This window comes from Rhodanobacter ginsengiterrae (genome assembly GCF_050026815.1).
In the GTDB taxonomy this organism is placed as follows: Bacteria; Pseudomonadota; Gammaproteobacteria; order Xanthomonadales; family Rhodanobacteraceae; genus Rhodanobacter; species Rhodanobacter ginsengiterrae.
Genome location: NZ_JALBWO010000052.1, coordinates 93,590 through 111,354, shown reverse-complemented (window position 1 = coordinate 111,354; position 17,765 = coordinate 93,590). Strand labels below are relative to the sequence as shown.

19 protein-coding genes, 1 tRNA gene and 1 other RNA gene are annotated in these 17,765 nt (G+C 62.9%); 13 read left to right on the top strand and 8 right to left on the bottom strand.

Going from position 1 to position 17,765, the window contains the following annotated elements:
* The first annotated feature begins 61 nt into the window (after nt 1–61).
* The 5 genes from tpiA to ACQGNJ_RS08160 all read left to right on the top strand — a co-directional run bounded on the left by tpiA (nt 62) and on the right by ACQGNJ_RS08160 (nt 2,752).
* A complete protein-coding gene (gene tpiA / locus ACQGNJ_RS08180; protein WP_426688742.1) occupies nt 62–829 on the top strand; it encodes a triose-phosphate isomerase in 768 nt (255 codons plus the stop codon).
* Nucleotides 830–836: 7 nt separating this feature from the next.
* Nucleotides 837–1,298, top strand: a complete 462-nt coding sequence (gene secG / locus ACQGNJ_RS08175) for a preprotein translocase subunit SecG (protein WP_426688741.1) — start codon at nt 837–839, stop codon at nt 1,296–1,298.
* Between the two features lie 11 nt (nt 1,299–1,309).
* Nucleotides 1,310–1,394, top strand: a tRNA-Leu gene (locus tag ACQGNJ_RS08170).
* A 276-nt stretch (nt 1,395–1,670) separates the two neighbouring features.
* Entirely contained in the window at nt 1,671–1,931 is a 261-nt protein-coding gene (locus tag ACQGNJ_RS08165; protein WP_426688740.1) for a hypothetical protein, read from the top strand.
* A gap of 167 nt (nt 1,932–2,098) precedes the next feature.
* Nucleotides 2,099–2,752 (top strand): response regulator, encoded by a 654-nt coding sequence (locus tag ACQGNJ_RS08160; RefSeq protein WP_426688849.1) that lies wholly within the window; start codon nt 2,099–2,101, stop codon nt 2,750–2,752.
* A 78-nt stretch (nt 2,753–2,830) separates the two neighbouring features.
* On the opposite strand, the gene ACQGNJ_RS08155 is transcribed toward ACQGNJ_RS08160, so the two are convergent.
* Nucleotides 2,831–6,079 carry an Rne/Rng family ribonuclease gene (locus ACQGNJ_RS08155; protein ID WP_426688739.1) on the bottom strand — a complete coding sequence of 1,083 codons (3,249 nt, stop codon included), beginning with the start codon at nt 6,077–6,079 and terminating at the stop codon, nt 2,831–2,833.
* A gap of 337 nt (nt 6,080–6,416) precedes the next feature.
* Between ACQGNJ_RS08155 and ACQGNJ_RS08150 the strand changes: the two genes are divergently transcribed.
* The gene (locus ACQGNJ_RS08150; protein WP_426688848.1) at nt 6,417–7,415 is read left to right on the top strand and encodes an RluA family pseudouridine synthase; all 999 of its coding nucleotides are present in this window, start codon (nt 6,417–6,419) and stop codon (nt 7,413–7,415) included.
* Here ACQGNJ_RS08150 and ACQGNJ_RS08145 read toward each other — a convergent pair whose 3' ends face one another.
* Nucleotides 7,416–7,757: a 4a-hydroxytetrahydrobiopterin dehydratase gene (locus ACQGNJ_RS08145; RefSeq protein ID WP_426688738.1), complete on the bottom strand. Its 342-nt coding sequence runs from the start codon at nt 7,755–7,757 to the stop codon at nt 7,416–7,418.
* A gap of 154 nt (nt 7,758–7,911) precedes the next feature.
* On the opposite strand from ACQGNJ_RS08145, the gene ACQGNJ_RS08140 reads away from it, so the two are divergent.
* Nucleotides 7,912–8,520 (top strand): NfuA family Fe-S biogenesis protein, encoded by a 609-nt coding sequence (locus ACQGNJ_RS08140; protein WP_426688737.1) that lies wholly within the window; start codon nt 7,912–7,914, stop codon nt 8,518–8,520.
* A 67-nt stretch (nt 8,521–8,587) separates the two neighbouring features.
* Here the strand turns inward: ACQGNJ_RS08140 and ACQGNJ_RS08135 are convergent, their stop codons facing one another.
* A complete protein-coding gene (locus ACQGNJ_RS08135) occupies nt 8,588–8,941 on the bottom strand; it encodes a c-type cytochrome (RefSeq protein ID WP_426688736.1) in 354 nt (117 codons plus the stop codon).
* Nucleotides 8,942–8,959: 18 nt separating this feature from the next.
* A complete protein-coding gene (locus tag ACQGNJ_RS08130; protein WP_426688735.1) occupies nt 8,960–9,283 on the bottom strand; it encodes a c-type cytochrome in 324 nt (107 codons plus the stop codon).
* 200 nt (nt 9,284–9,483) lie between these two features.
* On the opposite strand from ACQGNJ_RS08130, the gene ssrA reads away from it, so the two are divergent.
* Nucleotides 9,484–9,838: a transfer-messenger RNA gene (gene ssrA / locus ACQGNJ_RS08125) on the top strand.
* Nucleotides 9,839–9,889: 51 nt separating this feature from the next.
* On the opposite strand, the gene smpB is transcribed toward ssrA, so the two are convergent.
* The gene (gene smpB / locus ACQGNJ_RS08120) at nt 9,890–10,381 is read right to left on the bottom strand and encodes an SsrA-binding protein SmpB (RefSeq protein ID WP_426688734.1); all 492 of its coding nucleotides are present in this window, start codon (nt 10,379–10,381) and stop codon (nt 9,890–9,892) included.
* 137 nt (nt 10,382–10,518) lie between these two features.
* Between smpB and ACQGNJ_RS08115 the strand changes: the two genes are divergently transcribed.
* Nucleotides 10,519–10,950: a type II toxin-antitoxin system RatA family toxin gene (locus ACQGNJ_RS08115; RefSeq protein WP_426688733.1), complete on the top strand. Its 432-nt coding sequence runs from the start codon at nt 10,519–10,521 to the stop codon at nt 10,948–10,950.
* On the top strand, nt 10,943–11,221 hold the full coding sequence (locus tag ACQGNJ_RS08110; RefSeq protein ID WP_426688732.1) for an RnfH family protein: 279 nt from the start codon (nt 10,943–10,945) through the stop codon (nt 11,219–11,221). The genes ACQGNJ_RS08115 and ACQGNJ_RS08110 overlap by 8 nt, the downstream gene beginning before the upstream one ends.
* A 25-nt stretch (nt 11,222–11,246) precedes the next feature.
* On the opposite strand, the gene ACQGNJ_RS08105 is transcribed toward ACQGNJ_RS08110, so the two are convergent.
* On the bottom strand, nt 11,247–11,705 hold the full coding sequence (locus ACQGNJ_RS08105) for an outer membrane protein assembly factor BamE (protein WP_426688731.1): 459 nt from the start codon (nt 11,703–11,705) through the stop codon (nt 11,247–11,249).
* A gap of 75 nt (nt 11,706–11,780) precedes the next feature.
* On the opposite strand from ACQGNJ_RS08105, the gene fur reads away from it, so the two are divergent.
* A complete protein-coding gene (fur, locus tag ACQGNJ_RS08100) occupies nt 11,781–12,203 on the top strand; it encodes a ferric iron uptake transcriptional regulator (protein WP_426688730.1) in 423 nt (140 codons plus the stop codon).
* Nucleotides 12,204–12,516: 313 nt separating this feature from the next.
* Here the strand turns inward: fur and ACQGNJ_RS08095 are convergent, their stop codons facing one another.
* Complete coding sequence (locus ACQGNJ_RS08095) at nt 12,517–14,103, bottom strand: MASE1 domain-containing sensor histidine kinase (protein ID WP_426688729.1); 1,587 nt, start codon at nt 14,101–14,103, stop codon at nt 12,517–12,519.
* Between the two features lie 105 nt (nt 14,104–14,208).
* Here ACQGNJ_RS08095 and ACQGNJ_RS08090 point away from each other — a divergent pair, with 105 nt between their 5' ends.
* Nucleotides 14,209–14,844: a response regulator gene (locus ACQGNJ_RS08090; RefSeq protein WP_426688728.1), complete on the top strand. Its 636-nt coding sequence runs from the start codon at nt 14,209–14,211 to the stop codon at nt 14,842–14,844.
* 16 nt (nt 14,845–14,860) lie between these two features.
* Here ACQGNJ_RS08090 and recN read toward each other — a convergent pair whose 3' ends face one another.
* Nucleotides 14,861–16,534, bottom strand: coding sequence for a DNA repair protein RecN (recN, locus tag ACQGNJ_RS08085; RefSeq protein WP_426688727.1), 1,674 nt, complete (start codon nt 16,532–16,534; stop codon nt 14,861–14,863).
* A gap of 124 nt (nt 16,535–16,658) precedes the next feature.
* Here recN and hrcA point away from each other — a divergent pair, with 124 nt between their 5' ends.
* Nucleotides 16,659–17,735: a heat-inducible transcriptional repressor HrcA gene (hrcA, locus tag ACQGNJ_RS08080; protein ID WP_426688726.1), complete on the top strand. Its 1,077-nt coding sequence runs from the start codon at nt 16,659–16,661 to the stop codon at nt 17,733–17,735.
* Nucleotides 17,736–17,765 lie beyond the last annotated feature (30 nt).

Sequence of the window (17,765 nt, the reverse complement as noted above, 5' to 3'; positions counted from 1 at the left end):
GCGTTTGCCGTTCCTTCGACCCCTCGCTAAGCTTGCGGTTTGAACGCAGCAGAAGCAGACCATGCGCAAGAAATTCGTCGCCGGCAACTGGAAAATGCATGGCAGTCGCTCGATGGCCCATGCGCTGGTGGCAGACATTGCCGCCGGCATGCCGGACGACATCGATGTCGCCGTTTTTCCGCCGTTCCCGTATGTGGCCGAACTGGCCGTGCAGCAGGCCGATTCCGGCTTGCGCGTCGGTGCCCAGGACGTCAGTGCACACGCGGGGCAGGGCGCGTATACCGGAGAGGTTTCGGCGGCGATGCTGGCGGATATCGGTGCACGCTGGGTGCTCGTCGGCCATTCGGAACGTCGCCAGTACCACCATGAGAGCGACGAGCTGGTGGCAGGCAAGTTTGCTGCTGCCCGCGCTGGCGGTCTGACACCGATCCTGTGCGTCGGTGAAACGCTGGAACAGCGCGAGGCAGGCGAAACCGAGACAGTCATTTCGCGCCAGTTGCAGGCCGTGCTGTCGCTCAACGGAGCAGCCAGTTTTGATACGGCGGTCATTGCGTATGAGCCGGTCTGGGCGATCGGCACCGGCCGCACCGCCAGCCCGGAACAGGTGCAGCAAGTGCATGCCTTCATCCGTAGCCAACTGGAAAAGGAAGATGTTATGATTGCCCGTCTGACCCGACTGCTTTACGGCGGCAGCGTCAAGGCGGCCAATGCCGCTGAATTGTTCGCTCAGGCGGATGTGGATGGAGGTCTGATCGGCGGGGCCTCACTCACCGCTTCCGACTTTCTTGGAATCTGCGCCGCGGCGCACCAGGCGTCACAGGCTCAATAGAAACCATATGTTCGTCATTTTCAGCGTGTTCTACATTCTGATCGCAGCGGCAATGATCGTGCTGATCCTGCTGCAGAACGGAGCGGGCGCCGATGCAGGTTCCGGCTTCGGTGGCGGTGCCTCGGCCACCGTTTTCGGTGCGCGCGGCTCGTCCACGTTCCTGACCCGCGCAACGGGTGTGCTGGCCGGTCTGTTCTTCCTGCTCAGCCTGGCCATGGGCATTTATCTGAATGGCAACGGCGCACCCAAGGTCAATACACAGGATCTCGGCGTGATGTCATCGCTTTCCGAAAAGCCGGCAGCGACCAAGGCCGCTCCGGCCGTGCCAGCGGCAGGTTCGGAAGTCCCGGCAGCAGCGCCCGCTTCAGGCAACAAGGTCGTACCGGCAACCCTGCCGGCGACAACCCCCGCTCCGACCGAAGGTCAGGGCGAGTTGCCGGCAGCTCCCGCGCCGCCGGCCAAGCACTAAGCAACACACCTGCCCAGGTGGCGGAACTGGTAGACGCACTACCTTGAGGTGGTAGCGACGCAAGTCGTAGGGGTTCGAGTCCCCTCTTGGGCACCAATGGAAGGTTTCGACGGGTCTGATCGAAACTGCAAACGGAAGAACCGCCTTCGGGCGGTTTTTTTGTGGGCGGGCCATGGGGGGGGCGCCAAGGGCAATGAAACCATTCGATCAAGCGGTCACGGGAAAGTTGCGGCGCATTCCGCACAATCAGCGTGGGTGTCGACTGACATCACCGGCCGCAGTGCCCATGTCACATTCCCCGTCAGTCGAGCGGCAGATTCACTGGCCGAGCGTGGCAGGCTGTCTGGTGCCTCACCGAAGGGAGGGAGTGTGATGGTGACGATTCTGCTCAAGCCATTGGCAAACGGAGGCTGGAGCATTTGCCGGCAACACATCACCTTGTTCAGCGATCTGCAGCTGGGGCCGGCGATCACGCTGGCACGCGAGATGGCTCGAGACGAACATCAACGTCTTGGCAGGGATATCCGTGTGGAGATGCCCGGACCAGCTTCCACCATCGTGTTGGGCAGCTATACCCATGCGGTGGCGACGGAGGCACATGCAGTCGATTGCCGGGTGACGTTGGCGGCCTGAGGTCCGCGATCCTTGAGTTGAAAGCGGTAGCGACGGCGCCGGAGTGAGGGGAGCGCGTCACTGATGTCCGAACGAGAGGTTACGGCGATGCCTTGCCAGCATGACGCCACTTGCATTGGTGCGTCATGCAGCCTACTTTCATGCAGCCCAACCAAGGAGGGAATAACGTGATCAATGTGGTTCTGGTGGACGATCACGAGCTGGTACGCACCGGCTTTCGAATGATCCTGCAGCAACAATCGGACATCCACGTCGCTGGCGAGGCGGGCACGGCCGAAGAAGGCCTGCGATTGATCCGTACCCTCTCCCCGGATATTGCCCTGGTCGACGTGCACATGCCGGGGATGAGCGGGATCGAACTGACCGAACGCGTGGGCCGATCAAAGCTGTCCACGCATATCGTGATCGTGACTGTCGTTGACGATGCACGCTTCCCCAAACGCCTGCTGGATGCCGGTGCGCTTGGCTACCTCACCAAGGGTTGCAGCGCAGATGAGCTGGTTTCGGCCGTGCGCCAAGTGGCTGGCGGCCGGCGCTATCTCGCCCCGGCCGTGGCCCAGCAGCTGGCCCTCGCCACGCTGGATGGAAGCGCATCGCCTTTCGATGTGCTGTCCAGCCGCGAACTTGAGGTGGCGATGATGCTGGTTCGGGGTAAACCGTTGACGATGATCGGCGAGCAACTCAACTTGAGTCCCAAGACCGTATCGACCTACAAGCAACGGTTGATGGAAAAGCTGCACGTCGATCACGTGCTGAGTCTCGCCCACCTGATGACGGTGCACGGGCTGATTGACACACCAAACCATCACGTCGGCAACTGAGCGTAACGCGCAACTGACGACTTTCGCTGCAGAGATAAAAAAAAACCGGACTTTCGTCCGGTTTTTTCTATCTGGCCATCAGCCCTGCTTGTCGCTCTTGTCGTACACGTCCGAGGCAGGTTCGTCCACCGCCTCCGGGTCGGCCGGCCGATTGATTACCGTCACTGTCGCGGGGCGAGGACTGAGGCCCAGCAGGTCGCCCTGCTTGGGCATCGGAACCGCGATGGTCGTATCGTCGGCGGTTGCCGGTTTGGCCGGCGTCGGTGGCGTCGGCGATACCTGCGCACTTGCCACCGGTTCAGCCTTGGCGCTTGCTGCATCGGCAGAGGCTGCCGGCGCAGCTGGCGTCGCAGGTTCGACCGCAACCGGTGCTGTCGGTGCGACTGGCGTTGTTGTTGCCGCGGACACAAGCTTCGGAACCACTTCCTCGGCAGCCGTTGCCGGCGCGCCGACCGCTGCACTTGCCGTGTCCGCATGCGTCGTCGGATGGCTGATGCTTGCCGCCGGCTTTGGCGCCTCTGCCGCAACGGACTTTGCTTCCGGCATGACTTCCGCTTCGACCTTCCCGCCAGCAGCCTTCTCGCTGTCGGGCCTGGCAGCCAGCGCCTCAGGCGCAGCGATTGTCGACTTGGCTTCAGCGACTTCCACCTTGACGGCAGGTTGCTCCATGTCGCCGCGCGAGGCCGTGGATTCGTCCTGTGACGGAATCGGCGGCAGCGTCGGCAGGTTGAAGGCAGCTACTGCGGCAACCGGCGTCGGCGTGAAGTCGTCAGCCGGATGGCGTACCGGGTTTTCCTGGTTCGGCCGCGTTCTGGATTCAATGACGGGCGCCTTGGCGTGCTCGGTAGCGGCAGTCAGGTCGGAATCGGCATCCGCTGATGACGGCTCCACGACTGGAGGCTTGTTGCGCGCGGGAGCCGCCAGCGGTTGCTGCGGGGTCGCTGCGCTTTCATCGCGATCCTCATCGTCAAGCGCTTCGGCCTGCTCACTACTGATGTCGGTAGCGTTGGTGCCGGTTTCGTCGTGACGACGGCGGCGGCGACCACCACGCCGGCCACGCCGACGACGCGACTGGCCTGCTTCGGTATCCGCTTCGCTGTCGTCAGTCTGCGGTGGCTTCGTTTCATCCGCTGGGGTCAGCAGCAGCAACTCGGCGTCTTTTGGCGTTTCGTCCGGCACAGCTGCAGCGGGGCGCTGCTCGGCAACCGCACGCGGTGGCCGCTCGGTTTTCGGCTGCTGTTGCGGGTTTGGCTTGCGTTCGCCGCGCGGCTGGAGGTTCTCGGTCGCAGCGGGCTTGGGCTGGCGCTCTGCCTTGGCGGATTGGGATTGCGGCTGCTGCTGGGCCGGGCGCGACTGCGATTCGTTGTTGCGCTGGCGGTTGCTGCGCGCCTGCTGCTGGGCGGCAGACTTGGGCGAGTTTTGCTGCGCTGTCGCCTCGCGACGCGGTTGGCGTGTGGAGGCGCCGCTGTTGGCGTTGGCGGTGCCGCTGCGGTTGCCACGCTCGTCGCGACGATTGCGATTGCTGCTGTCGCCATTGTTCTCGCTGCGAGCGGGGGAGGGCGATGCAGCAGCGGTGGTTTCCGCGCTGCGGAACCAGCCCAGCAGGCGCGCAATGACTCCGCCGGCAGGAGCAGCGCTGGCGACGGCCTTGGCCGCCGCAGGCGCATGACGTGGTGCGGCGGGTCGGCTTGGCGTCGGCGTCGCAATGACCTCTTCGCGCACGGGGGCGGGGCTTGCCGGAAGCACGCCGCTGACAGCCGGCTGTTCTCCACTGCCGAGGGTCTGACCCATCTTCGGCAGTTCGGCGGTTTCCACGGCGGTCAGCATTTCGTAGCTGGGCTTGCTGTGCTCGCCCATGTCCGCTTCGCGGATGCGCTGGATTTCGATGTGCGGAGTCTGCAGCTTCTCGTCCGCCACGATCATCACGTGCACCTTGTGGCGCAGTTCGATCTCCACCACGCTCGCACGCTTCTCGTTGAGCAGGAAGTTGACCACGCTGGAGGGCGCCTGCACCAGCACCTGGCCGGTGTTGTCCTTCATCGCGTGTTCTTCGATGAGGCGCAGGGTCGACAGCGACAGCGATTCCACGCCGCGGATGTGACCGTGACCCTCGCAACGCGGGCAGGTGATCTGACTGGCCTCGCCGAGGCTGGGGCGCAGTCGCTGGCGCGACATTTCGAGCAGGCCAAACCGCGAGATGCGGCCGATCTGCACGCGAGCGCGGTCGAGCTTGAGCGCATCCTTCAGTCGATCTTCCACTTCACGCTGGTGGCGCGGGCTGTCCATGTCGATGAAGTCGATCACGATCAGGCCGCCCGCGTCACGGATGCGCGCCTGGCGCGCGATCTCCACGGCCGCTTCGCAATTGGTATTGAACGCGGTTTCCTCGATGTCGCTGCCCTTGGTCGCCTTCGACGAGTTCACGTCGATGGCGGTCAGCGCTTCGGTCTGGTCAATCACGATCGAGCCACCCGACGGCAGGCGCACCTGGCGATCAAACGCGCTCTCGATCTGCGTTTCGATCTGGTAGCGGGTGAACAACGGGGTGTCGTCGCGATAGAGCTTCAACTTGCGCAGGGCATTCGGCATCACCTGCTGCATGAAGTCGCGGGCATCGTTGTAAAGCGACTCGTCGTCGATCAGGATCTCGCCGATGTCGCTGCGCAGGTAGTCGCGCAGGGCGCGGATGAACAGCTTCGATTCCTGGTAGATCAGGAATGGCGCCTTCTGCTTGCCGGCCGCCTCGGAGATCGACTTCCACAACTGAAGCAGGTAATCGAGGTCCCACTGCAGCTCTTCGGCATCGCGACCGAGGCCGGCGGTGCGCACGATCAGGCCAACATCGTCAGGTACGGTGACGTGGTCCAGCGCTTCCTTCAGCGCCTGCCGATCTTCGCCCTCGATCCTGCGGGAAACGCCGCCGGCCTTCGGGTTGTTCGGCATCAGCACCATATAGCGACCGGCCAGGCTGATGAAGGTAGTCAGGGCAGCGCCCTTGTTGCCACGCTCTTCCTTCTCCACCTGCACCACGACTTCCTGACCTTCCTTGATCAGTTCGCGGATGTTCGCCTTGTGTGGATCCAGACCGGCGGTGAAATACTCGCGGGAGATCTCCTTGATCGGCAGGAAACCGTGGCGTTCGGCGCCATATTCGACGAAGCAGGCTTCGAGTGATGCCTCAACCCGGGTGATTCGACCCTTGTAAATATTGGACTTTTTCTGTTCCCGCGAAGGGATCTCGATGTCCAGGTCGTACAGGGTCTGGCCATCAACAATGGCCACGCGCAACTCTTCACGCTGAGTCGCGTTGATCAACATACGTTTCATGGTGGTAATCCTCGGCTTGGCCGCGCGTCGCGTGCCGCGGTGGCGCCACTGTGGCGGCCTGCCGGGGATCGCGCCGCTGCGGTTAAGCGGCAAAAAAGCCGGCACCGTTTCCGGCGTCGGGATGATTCGGTCAGCTGCACCTGCCGCCACGAAGCCGCGAAAGGCGTCGTACAAACAGCGGCCCAAACCGTTACGATGAAAGGGAGTCGCCATCGGTTGCCGTTAGGCAACCGGAGCAATCCTCGCCGACGTGACGGGGTGGCACACGACCCGATCCAGACTTCGATGGGCTGCATGTGGCGCCCGCGGAGTATCCTATTTCAGCAGGCTTTTTTCAATGCAGACGGCAACTTCCCCTGACGCACCTCACGGTGTACGTCAAGTCGTGATCGGCCCCGAGCGGGACGGTCAGCGGATCGACAATGCGCTCATGACCCTGCTCAAGGGGGTCCCCAAGAGCATGATTTATCGGATCTTGCGTACCGGTCAGGTTCGCATCAACGGCAAACGGGCCAAGCCCGACACCCGTCTCGTCGACGGTGATACGCTGCGTATTCCACCTGTGCGGGTTGCCGAGCGGCCGGAAGGACAGGCTCCCGGCAGGGGGCTGGTTTCCTCGGTCGCCGATGCGGTGATCTTCGAGGACAAGCACTTTCTGGTCATCGACAAGCCCTCGGGCGTGGCCAGCCACGGTGGCAGCGGAGTCAGTCATGGCGCGATCGAGCTGCTGCGCGCGGCTCGGCCGCAGGAGCACCTGGAACTGGTACATCGACTCGATCGCGATACCAGCGGTGTGCTGGTGTTTGCCCGGACCCGGGCTGGACTGACCGGGTTGCAGGCTGCGATTCGCGCAGGCGAAGTGAGCAAGCAGTATCTGTGCCTGATGCTGGGGCACCCTTCCAAGGCCAAGTTCGACGTGAACGCACCACTGTTGAAGTCGGTGCTGCAGGGCGGTGAGCGCATGGTCCGGGTCGCCGACCATGGCAAGCCGTCGCTGACCTTCTTTCGCGAAATGGAGCAATATCCCAGCGCCCGACTGATGCAGGCCACGCTGGGAACGGGCCGCACACACCAGATCCGCGTGCATGCGGCGCACATCGGGCACCCGTTGGCGGGCGATCCCAAGTACGGCGATCGCGAAATGAACAAGCGCTATCGCGAAATGGGACTGGAGCGAATGTTCCTGCACGCGGCGCACATGAGCTTCGACCTGGATGGACGCGCATACAGCTTCTCCGCGCCCTTGCCGGAAGACCTGAAGATTTTCCTCGACACGCTTGCCGTCAAGGGCAAGCGGCTGGTCTATACCCGCGAGAAGTCCCGCACTGATTTCTGATCAGCGCGCCAGCAGTGCTTCCAGCCGCGCGGCGCAGATGAAGTCGTTGAGCGACAGTCCGCCGACGTCGTGGGTCGACCACAACACCTGGCAATGGCCGTAGCCTGCCTCAAGGTCCGGGTGATGGTCTTCGTGGTTGGCCATGAAACCCACCGCGTTGATGAAGCCCAGTGTGTGGTGGAAGTCCGGGAACCTGAAGTCCTTGACGATGGCCTTGCCGTCATTGGCCAGCTTCCAGCCGGGCAGTCGCTGCAACAGTTCGGCGATGTCCGCCGCATCCAGTGCGTGCTCCTTGCCTTTGCGCGCCTGGCAATGCTTGGTCGAAAGTTCGTGGGCATTCATGCGTGTCTCCATCGCGTTCAAGGTGGCGGACGCGAAGGTTCGGAGTTGCGCGCGTAAAAGTCAAAGCGCGCAGGAAGGCCTAAACAGGACTAAAATGGTGCTGTTTCGTCGGCGCGGCTGGCCGATGTCAGGTATGTGTGGCACTGGAGCAGGCATGATTGATATTTCCGAGCGTGCGCAGCAGCACTTTCTGCGTCTTCTTTCACAACAAGGCATCGACGGGCTCGGGATTCGCCTGCGCGTGACAGCGCCCGGCACGCCCGCGGCAAACTGCGAGCTCGAGTTCTGCGAGCCGATTGACCTCGCTGGCGGGGAATGGACGATCGAGTGCGCCGGGTTCGACTTTCACGTCGATGGAGGCAGCGCCAGCTGGCTCGATGGGGCCAGTATCGACTTCGAGCCGAATACGACCGGTGGCCAGCTGAATATCCGCGCGCCGAAGATCAAGGGCGACGTTCCCGGGGTGGAAGCTGGGCTGATCGAGCGCGTGCGCTATGTGCTGGAGGCCGAGGTCAATCCGAAACTTGCTTCGCACGGGGGCAGGGTGAGCCTGCTGGAAATCGACGCCAACGGCGTGGTGTTGCTGCAGTTCGGTGGCGGCTGCCATGGCTGCGGCATGGTCGACGTGACGCTGAAGCAGGGTGTCGAAAAGACGCTGCGTGAACGCGTGCCGGAGATCACCGCGGTACGTGACGCGACCGATCATGCCGGCGGTGAGAAACCTTACTACAGCGAGGCCGGGGGAAAATCGGCAATCGCCTGATACAAGGGTCCCCGCAACAAAAAGGCCCGCGCATGCGGGCCTTTTCGTGGACAGGCGGGAAAGCGGCTTACTTGGCGCCGCCCACGTGACCTTTCAGTGTGTCCAGCTTGCTGGGCAGGCTCGAAAAGTACGCGGCAACGTCTTCGATATCCTGATCGGACAGGGTCGCGACCATGCCCTTCATGATCGGGTTGTCACGCTCTCCATTCTTGTACTCGTGCAGCACGCGCTGAAGATACAGGTTGTACTGACCGGCCAGGCGCGGATACTGCGGGTCGACCGAATTGCCGTCGACGCCGTGGCAGGCGAAACAGGTTGCAGCCTTCTGCTTTCCGTTCTCGGCGTTGCCATTGGCAAGCAGCTGGGTGGAAGCGAACGCCAGCACGGCGCCGACGGAAAGCAGGGTAAGCACACGATTCATGCGTGAAATCCTTGGCGACTACTTGGCGAGGCTGGAAAGATAGGCAGCGATGTTCTGGATGTCCGCGTCGGACAGGCTCTGCGCCTGCGCGCCCATGGTGGGATGCTTGCGGTCGCCGGCCTTGTAACCGTTCAGCGCATTGACGATGTATTGCTCATTCTGACCGGCGATCTTGGGCACCGGATACTGCGGATAGGCGTTGGTGTAGCCCGGTACGCCATGGCAGCCAGCACAGGTGTAAACCAGCTTGCGACCGGCGGCCTTGTCGCCTTCGGCATGGACGTTCACCGTGGCGAACAGGGCAGTGGCCACAACCAGGCCAAGCAAATGCAATCGAGTCATCGAGGTCTTTCCCACGAGTGCGACGGATACGGGATCTTGCAAGCCACCAAGTATAGACGTTGCATGAATGACCTAACAACACCAGCTTGATCGAGATCAAGGACTGCATGGCGTACCTGAGGCAGAAGTCATTTGTTTGCACGGGCATTGGCGTTGCGAACGTTGCCCCCATATACTGCGACGGTCATATCGATTTCCCCGGGGGTGTCCTGGCTTCGACGGGGGTAGTGAGATGACTTGGTGCATGCCGAGGGGGCAGCTTTCCTCGTAAATCCAGCAGCAAACTCATAGTTGCCAACGACGACAACTACGCTCTCGCCGCTTAAGGCGTAAGCCCCGAACCCACTTGTGCTCATGCTTGTCGGTGTAGGGTCATTATCATGAGATCGCCGAACGCTGCCGCCTGGCGGTTCTAGGTCAAATCAATCAGGCTGGTTCCGCGGTGCGTTTTGCCCACCGTACTTGTCGCGGAACGAGATCGAACGGTGAGCTAAGCATGTAGATCCGGGCATTTAACGCCTTCGGACGCGGGTTCGACTCCCGCCACCTCCACCAACAAGAAAACCCCCGAGCGATCGGGGGTTTTTTCTTGAGATCATGCCGAATTCAGGCGGCGCGATTGTGCGAACGCATGGTGCGCTGCTTTTCGATCTGCCAATCGCGCTGCTTTTCGGTATCCCGCTTGTCGTGCTCCTGCTTGCCGCGAGCCAGGCCGATCTCGACTTTCACCTTGTTGCCCTTCCAGTACATCGCGGTCGGCACCAGGGTGTAGCCCTTGCGTTCGACGGCGCCTACCAGCTGATCGATTTCCTTGCGATGCAGCAGCAGCTTGCGGGTGCGCCGGTCTTCGGCGATGACATGGGTGGAAGCGCTGATCAATGGCGGGATCGAAGTGCCGACGAGAAAGATCTCATTCTTCAGCACCACCGCATAGCTGTCGCCGAAATTGATGCGTCCCGCGCGCAGCGCCTTCAGTTCCCAACCCTGCAGCGCAACGCCCGCTTCAAAGCGTTCGTCGATGTGGTACTCGAAACGGGCGCGCTTGTTCAGCGCGATGGTTCCGCCTCCCTTGTTGTCCTTGTCCTTTGCCTTGGCCATGTCCGTTAAACTCGGGCGCTTCACCCAGTGCTTGGCCCTTTCCCTGCGGAAACGGACTCATTGAAATGTGCAGCCGTGGATGGCTGCTTGTTGATTCTCGCATTCATGGATGAATGCAAAGACCATCGAGGCTTGTCGTGATCGAAATTCGTCGCAGTGCGTTGGTGAAATATTCGCCGACGCAGATGTTCGACCTGGTCAATGAGGTTGAAGCATACCCAAAGCGCTTCTCCTGGTGTGCTGGTGCCGAGATTCTGGAGCGGTCGGAGAATGTGCTGGTGGCACGACTCGATCTCAAGTTCGCCGGATTCAGCCAGAGCTTCACCACGCGCAATACGATTGATCCGCCACAGCGCCTGAAGATGGATCTGGTCAATGGTCCGTTCCGCAGCCTCGAAGGGGTATGGGACTTTGTCGCTCTTGGCGATGCAGGCTGCAAGATCGCCTTTGCGCTCGACTTCGACTATGCCGGCCGGCTCGGTGGCAGTGCGCTGAAGCTGGGTTTCCAGGGCCTGGCCGGACGCATGGTGGATGATTTCTGTCGCGAGGCAGAGCGCGTCTATGGCTGAATCCACGATCCGCGTTGAGGTGGTCTTCGTGGGCTCGGATCACGTCGAGCAGCGACAGACCAGGGTTGTTCCGGGCGCCACCGTAAAGCAGGCCATTGCAGCGTCAGGGATTGCCGATATGCTTCCCGAGGGTACGATCGATGCCGCACGCGTCGGCATATTTTCACGCAAGGTGACGATGGATCACGTCTTGCGTGAAGGCGACCGGATCGAGCTGTACCGTCCCTTGCTGCTCGACCCGATGGAGGCGCGACGACGACGTGCCCGCTGAGCCGGGGATGTGGCGGGCAACCCCGTCAATGACCGTCGTTACTGCCCTGTCCGAAGCCACCATCGTTCTTCTTGTCGTCGGGCGAAGTGCTCTTGTCACCTTCGGTTTCAGTCGCCGGATAGCCTGCGTTGTACTTCTTGCTGTCCTTGACCAACTGCTGGGCGTCCTGCGCGAAGAAATCGCCTTCGGTACGCACCAAGGTGTCGTTGTTGAAAGTGAGCGTGAATGTGCGCACCTTCATGGCGGCGCCACGATGGGAGAAAGTGGACACATAGTCCCAACGGCTCTGGTCGAACGGGGTGGTGACCGACGGCGTGCCCATCAATACCAGCACCTGGTGCTTGGTCATGCCGGGCTTGAGCTGATCCACGGTTTTCTTGTCGAGCAGGTTGCCTTGCTGCACGTCAGGCTTGTAGACGATGTGGCAGCCGGCGACAGAAAGCGCCAGCATGGCGAAAACCAGCAGGGTAATCAGCTTTTGCATGCTTGTTGCGTCCGGATCGTAAAGGTGTCGGATGATACACTACCGGCTCAAGATCGCCGTGTGCGGGAGTGAGGCATGGAACAGGAAACCAGAGAACTGCGCAGGGTCGGCCTCAAGGTAACGCACCCGCGCATGCGCATCTTGCAGATCTTCGACGAAGAAGGCGTGCAGCACCTCAGTGCCGAAGATGTTTACAAGAAACTGCTCGCCCATCAGGAAGACATCGGGCTGGCAACCGTTTACCGGGTGCTTACCCAGTTCGAGGCAGCGGGCATCATCGTCAAACACAATTTTGAGGGTGGTCAGGCCGTCTACGAACTTGATCGGGGCAAGCACCACGATCACATGATTGATGTGGACAGCGGAAAGGTCATCGAGTTCGTCAGCGAGGAGATCGAGCGTCTCCAGCACGAGATCGCCGCGAAGCACGGTTATGTGATCGAAGATCACAACCTTGTGCTTTACGTCAGACCCAAGAGCCGCGCCCGCAAAAGCTGAAATGCTCACTGGTGGGCCATTGCTGGTCACGGCCTGCGGCTTAAAGGCGGATCGCAGGCATAAAAAAGCCGCGAGGAGGACTCCTGTCCGCCCGCGGCTGCTCCCCTACCTGTCGATCGGCAAGGCGAATGGCTCGCGCTTGCTTCGTGACTCCGCCAGGTAGCGGCGAAACGGCATCCTGCCGTTGTTTCAGGGCCACCGTCCCCACGGCAACCCTGATCCGCCATCTTGCGATGGCGGCTCCCCCACATCGATGAACCGATCGTAACGAGAGCTTCACGTTTGCGGTATCGGAAAAATTCCTAGTCCGGGGTCATCCCTCGGCAGAGTTGATGCTGCTTCGCAGCAAAATGCGTAGATGAACGCCGGCGGCGGCCGGCCTCAGGCGAAACTGCCCGCCCAGCGAAGTGACGCGGTCGCGCATGCCTTGCAGTCCGCGACCGCCGCGGGGCAGTCGGCTGGGCAGGCCTGCGCCATCGTCGCGCAGGTCCAGCAGCGCCACGGCGATGCCTTGGCGCTCGCCGATACGCAGGCGCAGCCTGAACTCGCTGGCCTTGGCATGTTTGACCGCGTTGGTCGCGCTTTCCTGTACCAGCCGGTAGATCGCGGTGCGCGTATCGTCATCCAGCAAGCGCGGGTCGCCATGCAACTGGGTGTGGTATGTCATCCCCGCGGCATTCAGCAGGTCGCGAATCGGACCTTCGTCGAGCGCCCGCATCAGCCCGAATTCGTCCAGCACAGCGGGTCGCAAGTCATCGAGCAGCCGATGCAGGGCTCGCCGCATGTGCGCGAGGATGGTGTTTATCGATGCACTGATGTCTTCCATCCCCGCCTGACGCAGGCGCGCCTGCGCCAGTTTGACGTGGGTCTGGATCGCCGTGATGTTCTGGCCCAGCTCGTCATGCAGTTCGGCGGCCAGATGACGACGCTGGTTTTCGTCCGCCTGCAGATTGCCGCGGGCGGCGTCACGCAGTTGGTGAGCCAGTTGATCCAGACGGCGGTTGACGGCGCCCAGGTAGACATTCTGCTCGGCAACCCGCGCGCTGCTGCGGCGCAATGCATCCGTTGCTGAACCCAGCATCAGGGCGCCGGTGCCCGCCACCGCAAGGAACAGGTAGGCGGCTGCCGTCGTGGGTGCGTGCCCCAGGTGCTGGTCGACGAGCGTCAAGCCCAGGCTGGTGATCAGCATCGCCAGGCTGGCCCCGCGCCAGCCATGGCGGAAAGCGAAGAACAGCACCGGAGCCAGTGAAAGGACCCGGGCGAATTGCGGTTGCGGCGCGGCCTGCTCGGACAACACCAGCAGGATCATCATCGAAGGCAGCATCACCAGCAGCCCGTCCATGACCAGGCTGGCCAAGGCGCGCTGCTCGATTCGCGTGCGCAACAGCATGATCATCAACGGCACGATCAGGAGAATGCCGAGGTACTGGCTGAGCAGTTCTTCGCCCAGCATGCGCGCCATCAATTCGGGAGAACTTGGTGTGCTGACCAAGGCGAGCAAGGCCGCATCGACCGCCGTCGTGGCGGCAACCACCAGTACTACCGAAAGCAACAGGCGGGTCACCTCCTGGGGGCTCTGCAGGCTGGCATGCAGGTTGAATCGGCGCAGCAACCAAAGACCGCCGGCCATGACCAGCGGCTCGGGAATCTCGTTGATCGCAAATCCCAGCCAACCCAGCGGCATGCCATGCGCCAGCGCGATACCGGTGGTTGCCGTCAGCTCCGCGCCGAGCAGCCAGCCCCAGTAGCGGACCGGCGTGAGCAGCAAGGTTCCGAAGCGCAGGCCGTAAGGCAGCATCCAGTACGGTTGGACGGTAGACCACAGCAGCAGCCAGAGCAGCAGATAGCCCGCGGCGATGAGGGGTCCGGAGTCGGGCAAATGCAGGGATTTTGTGTGCATGCACGGATGTTACATGCGTGCCTTGCGCCGGCGCTCGCCCTTGCGCCCGTACCCGACCCATCGACGAATGTGCAGAAGGGGGCCGGCTCTGTGTACAGTAGGCCGATGTACAGCATTGTTCTGGTCGATGACCACGCCATCGTTCGCGAGGGCTTCAAGAGACTGATCGAGATGGAATCTGATCTCGACGTGGTCGCCGAATGCCGCAGCGCCGACGACGCGGTCGAGGCCGTCGGTCATTGGCGCCCTGATCTGGTTGCCCTGGACTTGTCTCTGCCCGATGGCAGCGGCTTGCCGCTGATCGAGCATCTCCTCAGCGTCCACCCCCAGGCTCGCATCGTGGTGCTGAGCATGCATGACGGCGAGCCGTACGTGTCCGAGGCGCTGCGTCGGGGTGCCAGCGGTTACGTGACCAAGGGCGTTGCTCCGGAGGAACTGGTGGCCGGTCTGCGTGCCGTGATGCAGGGTGAGTGCTTTCTGAGCTCAGACTTGCGTCAACGACGGGCGGGTCGCTCGGATGAGGCCCTGGATCCGGTCAACCGCCTCACCGCGCGCGAGCGCGAAGTATTCCTGCTGTTGGCCGGCGGCCTCACTCCGAAGCAGGTGGCGGCGGAATTGGGGATTGGCCAGAAGACGGTCTACATCCATCGCGCCAGCCTGATGGGCAAGCTGGGTGCCGGCTCGGAACTGGATCTATACCGAATGGCCAGCGAGCGAGGACTGCTGACGCCTGCAGGCTGATTGGACGTCCGTCGGCTCAGTCCGCCTGGGCACGCTCCAGCATCTGCCTGGCGTGTGCCTTGGTTTCCCGGGTGATCTCCAGGCCACCCAGCATGCGTGCCAACTCGTCGCGCCGGCCTGCGGCATCAAGCTTCTCGATGCGGGTGCGAGTGGAGTCGTCTTCACTGTGTTTGCTGACCCGCAGATGCGCGTGCCCCTGCGCGGCAACCTGCGGCAAATGGGTGACGCACAGTACCTGCCGCTGCGCGCCGAGAGCGCGCAGCTTTTGCCCGACCACCTCGGCGATCGCACCACCAATGCCGGTATCGACTTCGTCGAAGATCATGCTGCCGACGGTGTCCTTGCCGAGCGTGGCGACCTCGATGGCCAGGCTGATGCGTGCCAGCTCGCCGCCCGAGGCCACCTTGCGCAATGCACGCGGTGGTTGGCCGGGATTGGCACTGACCAGGAACTCGCAGCGTTCGCGGCCTTGCGGATCCGGTTCCGTGACGTTCGCACGCTCCAGCTCGATCTTCAATTGGCCACCGGCCATGCCCAGCTCGCCCATCAAGGTGCTGACTTCGTCGCTGAGTCGACTGGCAGCGGCCGAGCGCGCCTCACTCAGCCTGGTGGCTGCCTCCGCATGGGCCGTCTGCAGTCGTTGGCTTTGCGCCGCCAGGGCTTCCAGCGCGTCACCCGCGCCTTCCAGTTCTTCGTACTCGCTGCGCAAGGCGACCAGCTTGTCATGCAGCTCGACCACCGGCAGTCGGTGCCGGCGTGAAAGCTCGTGCAGGCGGGCCAGATGGCTGTCCACTTCGCTGAAACGCTCAGGATCGAGATCGACATCCTGGGCGTATCGGGCCAGGCCGTCGGCGGCTTCGGCCAGCTGGATGCCGGCGTTGTCGAGCAAGTCGAGCAGGGGGGCGAGTTTGTCGTCGAGCGCGGCAAGCCTGCCCAATTCCGCATGCGCCCGCACCAAGGCACGGCGCAGCGCGAACTCGCTGTCGCCATCCAGCAGTTCGACCACACCGGCGCTGCCTTCGGCCAGTCGCCCGGCATTGGCCAGCCGCCTGTGGCTCGACTCCAGCTCAGCCAGTTCGGTGGCCGGCAGGGACCATTTTTCCAGCGTTTCGATTTCGTGGCGCAACAGTTCGATGCGTTGCTCACGATCATCGCCGCCGCTGAGTTTGCGCATGCGAGCGGCCAGTTCGCGCCATTGCAGCGCGCTGTCGCGCACCTGCGCGAGCAGGTCGTCGTGGCCGGCGTAGGCGTCAAGCAAGGCCAGCTGGTGGGGACGGGACAGCAGCGCCTGGTGTTCGTGCTGACCATGGATCTCGACCAGCATGCCAGCCAGCTCGCCGAGCTGACGGGCGTTGGCCGGACGACCGTTGATCCAGGCCTTGGAGCTGCCTTCGGCGCGAATCACCCGCCTCAGCTGGCAGCCGCCATCCTCGTCCAGTTCCTCCCGGGCCAGCCACGCCCGGGCCTCGGTCAGGTCGGTCAGATCGAATTCGGCAGCCAGTTCGGCGCGATCGCTGCCGGCGCGCACCATCCCGCTGTCGGCGCGGGCACCGGTCAGCAGCATCAGGGCGTCGACCAGCAGCGACTTGCCGGCGCCGGTCTCGCCGCTGACCACGGTCAGACCCGGGCCAAAGGCGACTTCGGCGGCTTCGACAACGGCAAAATGACGGACGTAGAGCGAAGTGAGCATGGCTGGCTTGATGAGGGAATGACGGGATTGTAGCGGGAGCGTGTGACCTGCTGGACAGGTTCCACTTGCAAGGCAAGCGCGCAGACCTTATTTCTGTGTGGTCTCAAGGACTGCAACACACAGCATGACGAACCACCACGGCCACGGCCACGACCTCGACGCACGCGCACGCAACCTGTTGCGGACGCTGATTGCGCAGTACCTGACAGACGGTGAGCCGGTCGGCTCACGCACCTTGTCGCGTTCCTCCGGCCTTGAGGTGAGCGCGGCGACCATCCGCAACATCATGGCCGATCTGGAAGACGCCGGCCTGGTCGCCTCGCCGCACACCTCGGCCGGTCGGGTGCCGACGCCGCGCGGCCTGCGCCTGTTCGTCGACAGCCTGATCGAGTTGCAGCCGCTGCCCCGCGAAGACATGGCCCGGCTGCAACGCGAGCTGCCGCCTGGACCGACCACCACACGTGACCTGCTCGGCAATGTCTCCACCTTGCTGTCGGCGATGACCCGCTTCGCCGGCGTGGTCACGGTGCCGCGCCAGGCCGACTTTCCGTTGCGTCATATCGACTTCGTATCGCTGCCGGATGCCCGGGTGCTGGTAATCCTGGTGTTCAGCGACAACCAGGTGCAGAACCGCATCGTGCAACTGGCCAAGCCGCTTGGCGGTGGCGAGCTGGAGCGCGCCGCCAACTATCTCAACAGCCATTTTGTCGGGTTCCGGGTCGACGATATCCGCGCCCATTTGCTGGCCGAGGTGCGCAAGGCGGGCAGCGAGCTGAATCAGTTGCTGGCCAGCACGGTCGAGTTGGCGACCGCCTCGTTCGCCCCGGCCACTGACGCTCAGGCTGGCCCTGACATGCTGGTCAGCGGGCAGACCAATCTGATGGGTTACGCCGAGCTGGCCGACATGCAGCGACTGCGCGAACTGTTCGAAGCGTTCCAGCAGAAGAATGAATTGCTGCAATTGATGGAAGTCTGCGCGCGCGCCCCGGGCATGCGCCTGTTCATTGGCGAGGAATCCGGTTTCACCGCGCTCGATGGCTGCAGCGTGGTGACCGCAAGCTACGGCGCGCAGGGGCGTGTGCTGGGGGCGGTCGGCGTGATCGGGCCGACCCGGATGGCCTACGAACGGGTCATCCCGGTGGTGCAGGCCACCGCCGGATTGCTCAGCGACGCCTTGAATCGCGCTGCCATGACCTTATAACCGCTGCGGGAGGCGGGGTTTCTCGCAAAA

What these genes read in the sequence shown, in the direction of transcription:
- tpiA (WP_426688742.1), top strand. Translation starts at nt 62, where the DNA reads ATGCGCAAGAAATTCGTCGCCGGCAACTGGAAAATGCATGGCAGTCGC.
- secG (WP_426688741.1), top strand. Translation starts at nt 837, where the DNA reads ATGTTCGTCATTTTCAGCGTGTTCTACATTCTGATCGCAGCGGCAATG.
- ACQGNJ_RS08165 (WP_426688740.1), top strand. Translation starts at nt 1,671, where the DNA reads ATGGTGACGATTCTGCTCAAGCCATTGGCAAACGGAGGCTGGAGCATT.
- ACQGNJ_RS08155 (WP_426688739.1), bottom strand. Translation starts at nt 6,079, where the DNA reads ATGAAACGTATGTTGATCAACGCGACTCAGCGTGAAGAGTTGCGCGTG.
- ACQGNJ_RS08150 (WP_426688848.1), top strand. Translation starts at nt 6,417, where the DNA reads ATGCAGACGGCAACTTCCCCTGACGCACCTCACGGTGTACGTCAAGTC.
- ACQGNJ_RS08145 (WP_426688738.1), bottom strand. Translation starts at nt 7,757, where the DNA reads ATGAATGCCCACGAACTTTCGACCAAGCATTGCCAGGCGCGCAAAGGC.
- ACQGNJ_RS08140 (WP_426688737.1), top strand. Translation starts at nt 7,912, where the DNA reads ATGATTGATATTTCCGAGCGTGCGCAGCAGCACTTTCTGCGTCTTCTT.
- ACQGNJ_RS08135 (WP_426688736.1), bottom strand. Translation starts at nt 8,941, where the DNA reads ATGAATCGTGTGCTTACCCTGCTTTCCGTCGGCGCCGTGCTGGCGTTC.
- ACQGNJ_RS08130 (WP_426688735.1), bottom strand. Translation starts at nt 9,283, where the DNA reads ATGACTCGATTGCATTTGCTTGGCCTGGTTGTGGCCACTGCCCTGTTC.
- smpB (WP_426688734.1), bottom strand. Translation starts at nt 10,381, where the DNA reads ATGGCCAAGGCAAAGGACAAGGACAACAAGGGAGGCGGAACCATCGCG.
- ACQGNJ_RS08110 (WP_426688732.1), top strand. Translation starts at nt 10,943, where the DNA reads ATGGCTGAATCCACGATCCGCGTTGAGGTGGTCTTCGTGGGCTCGGAT.
- ACQGNJ_RS08105 (WP_426688731.1), bottom strand. Translation starts at nt 11,705, where the DNA reads ATGCAAAAGCTGATTACCCTGCTGGTTTTCGCCATGCTGGCGCTTTCT.
- fur (WP_426688730.1), top strand. Translation starts at nt 11,781, where the DNA reads ATGGAACAGGAAACCAGAGAACTGCGCAGGGTCGGCCTCAAGGTAACG.
- ACQGNJ_RS08095 (WP_426688729.1), bottom strand. Translation starts at nt 14,103, where the DNA reads ATGCACACAAAATCCCTGCATTTGCCCGACTCCGGACCCCTCATCGCC.
- ACQGNJ_RS08090 (WP_426688728.1), top strand. Translation starts at nt 14,209, where the DNA reads ATGTACAGCATTGTTCTGGTCGATGACCACGCCATCGTTCGCGAGGGC.
- recN (WP_426688727.1), bottom strand. Translation starts at nt 16,534, where the DNA reads ATGCTCACTTCGCTCTACGTCCGTCATTTTGCCGTTGTCGAAGCCGCC.
- hrcA (WP_426688726.1), top strand. Translation starts at nt 16,659, where the DNA reads ATGACGAACCACCACGGCCACGGCCACGACCTCGACGCACGCGCACGC.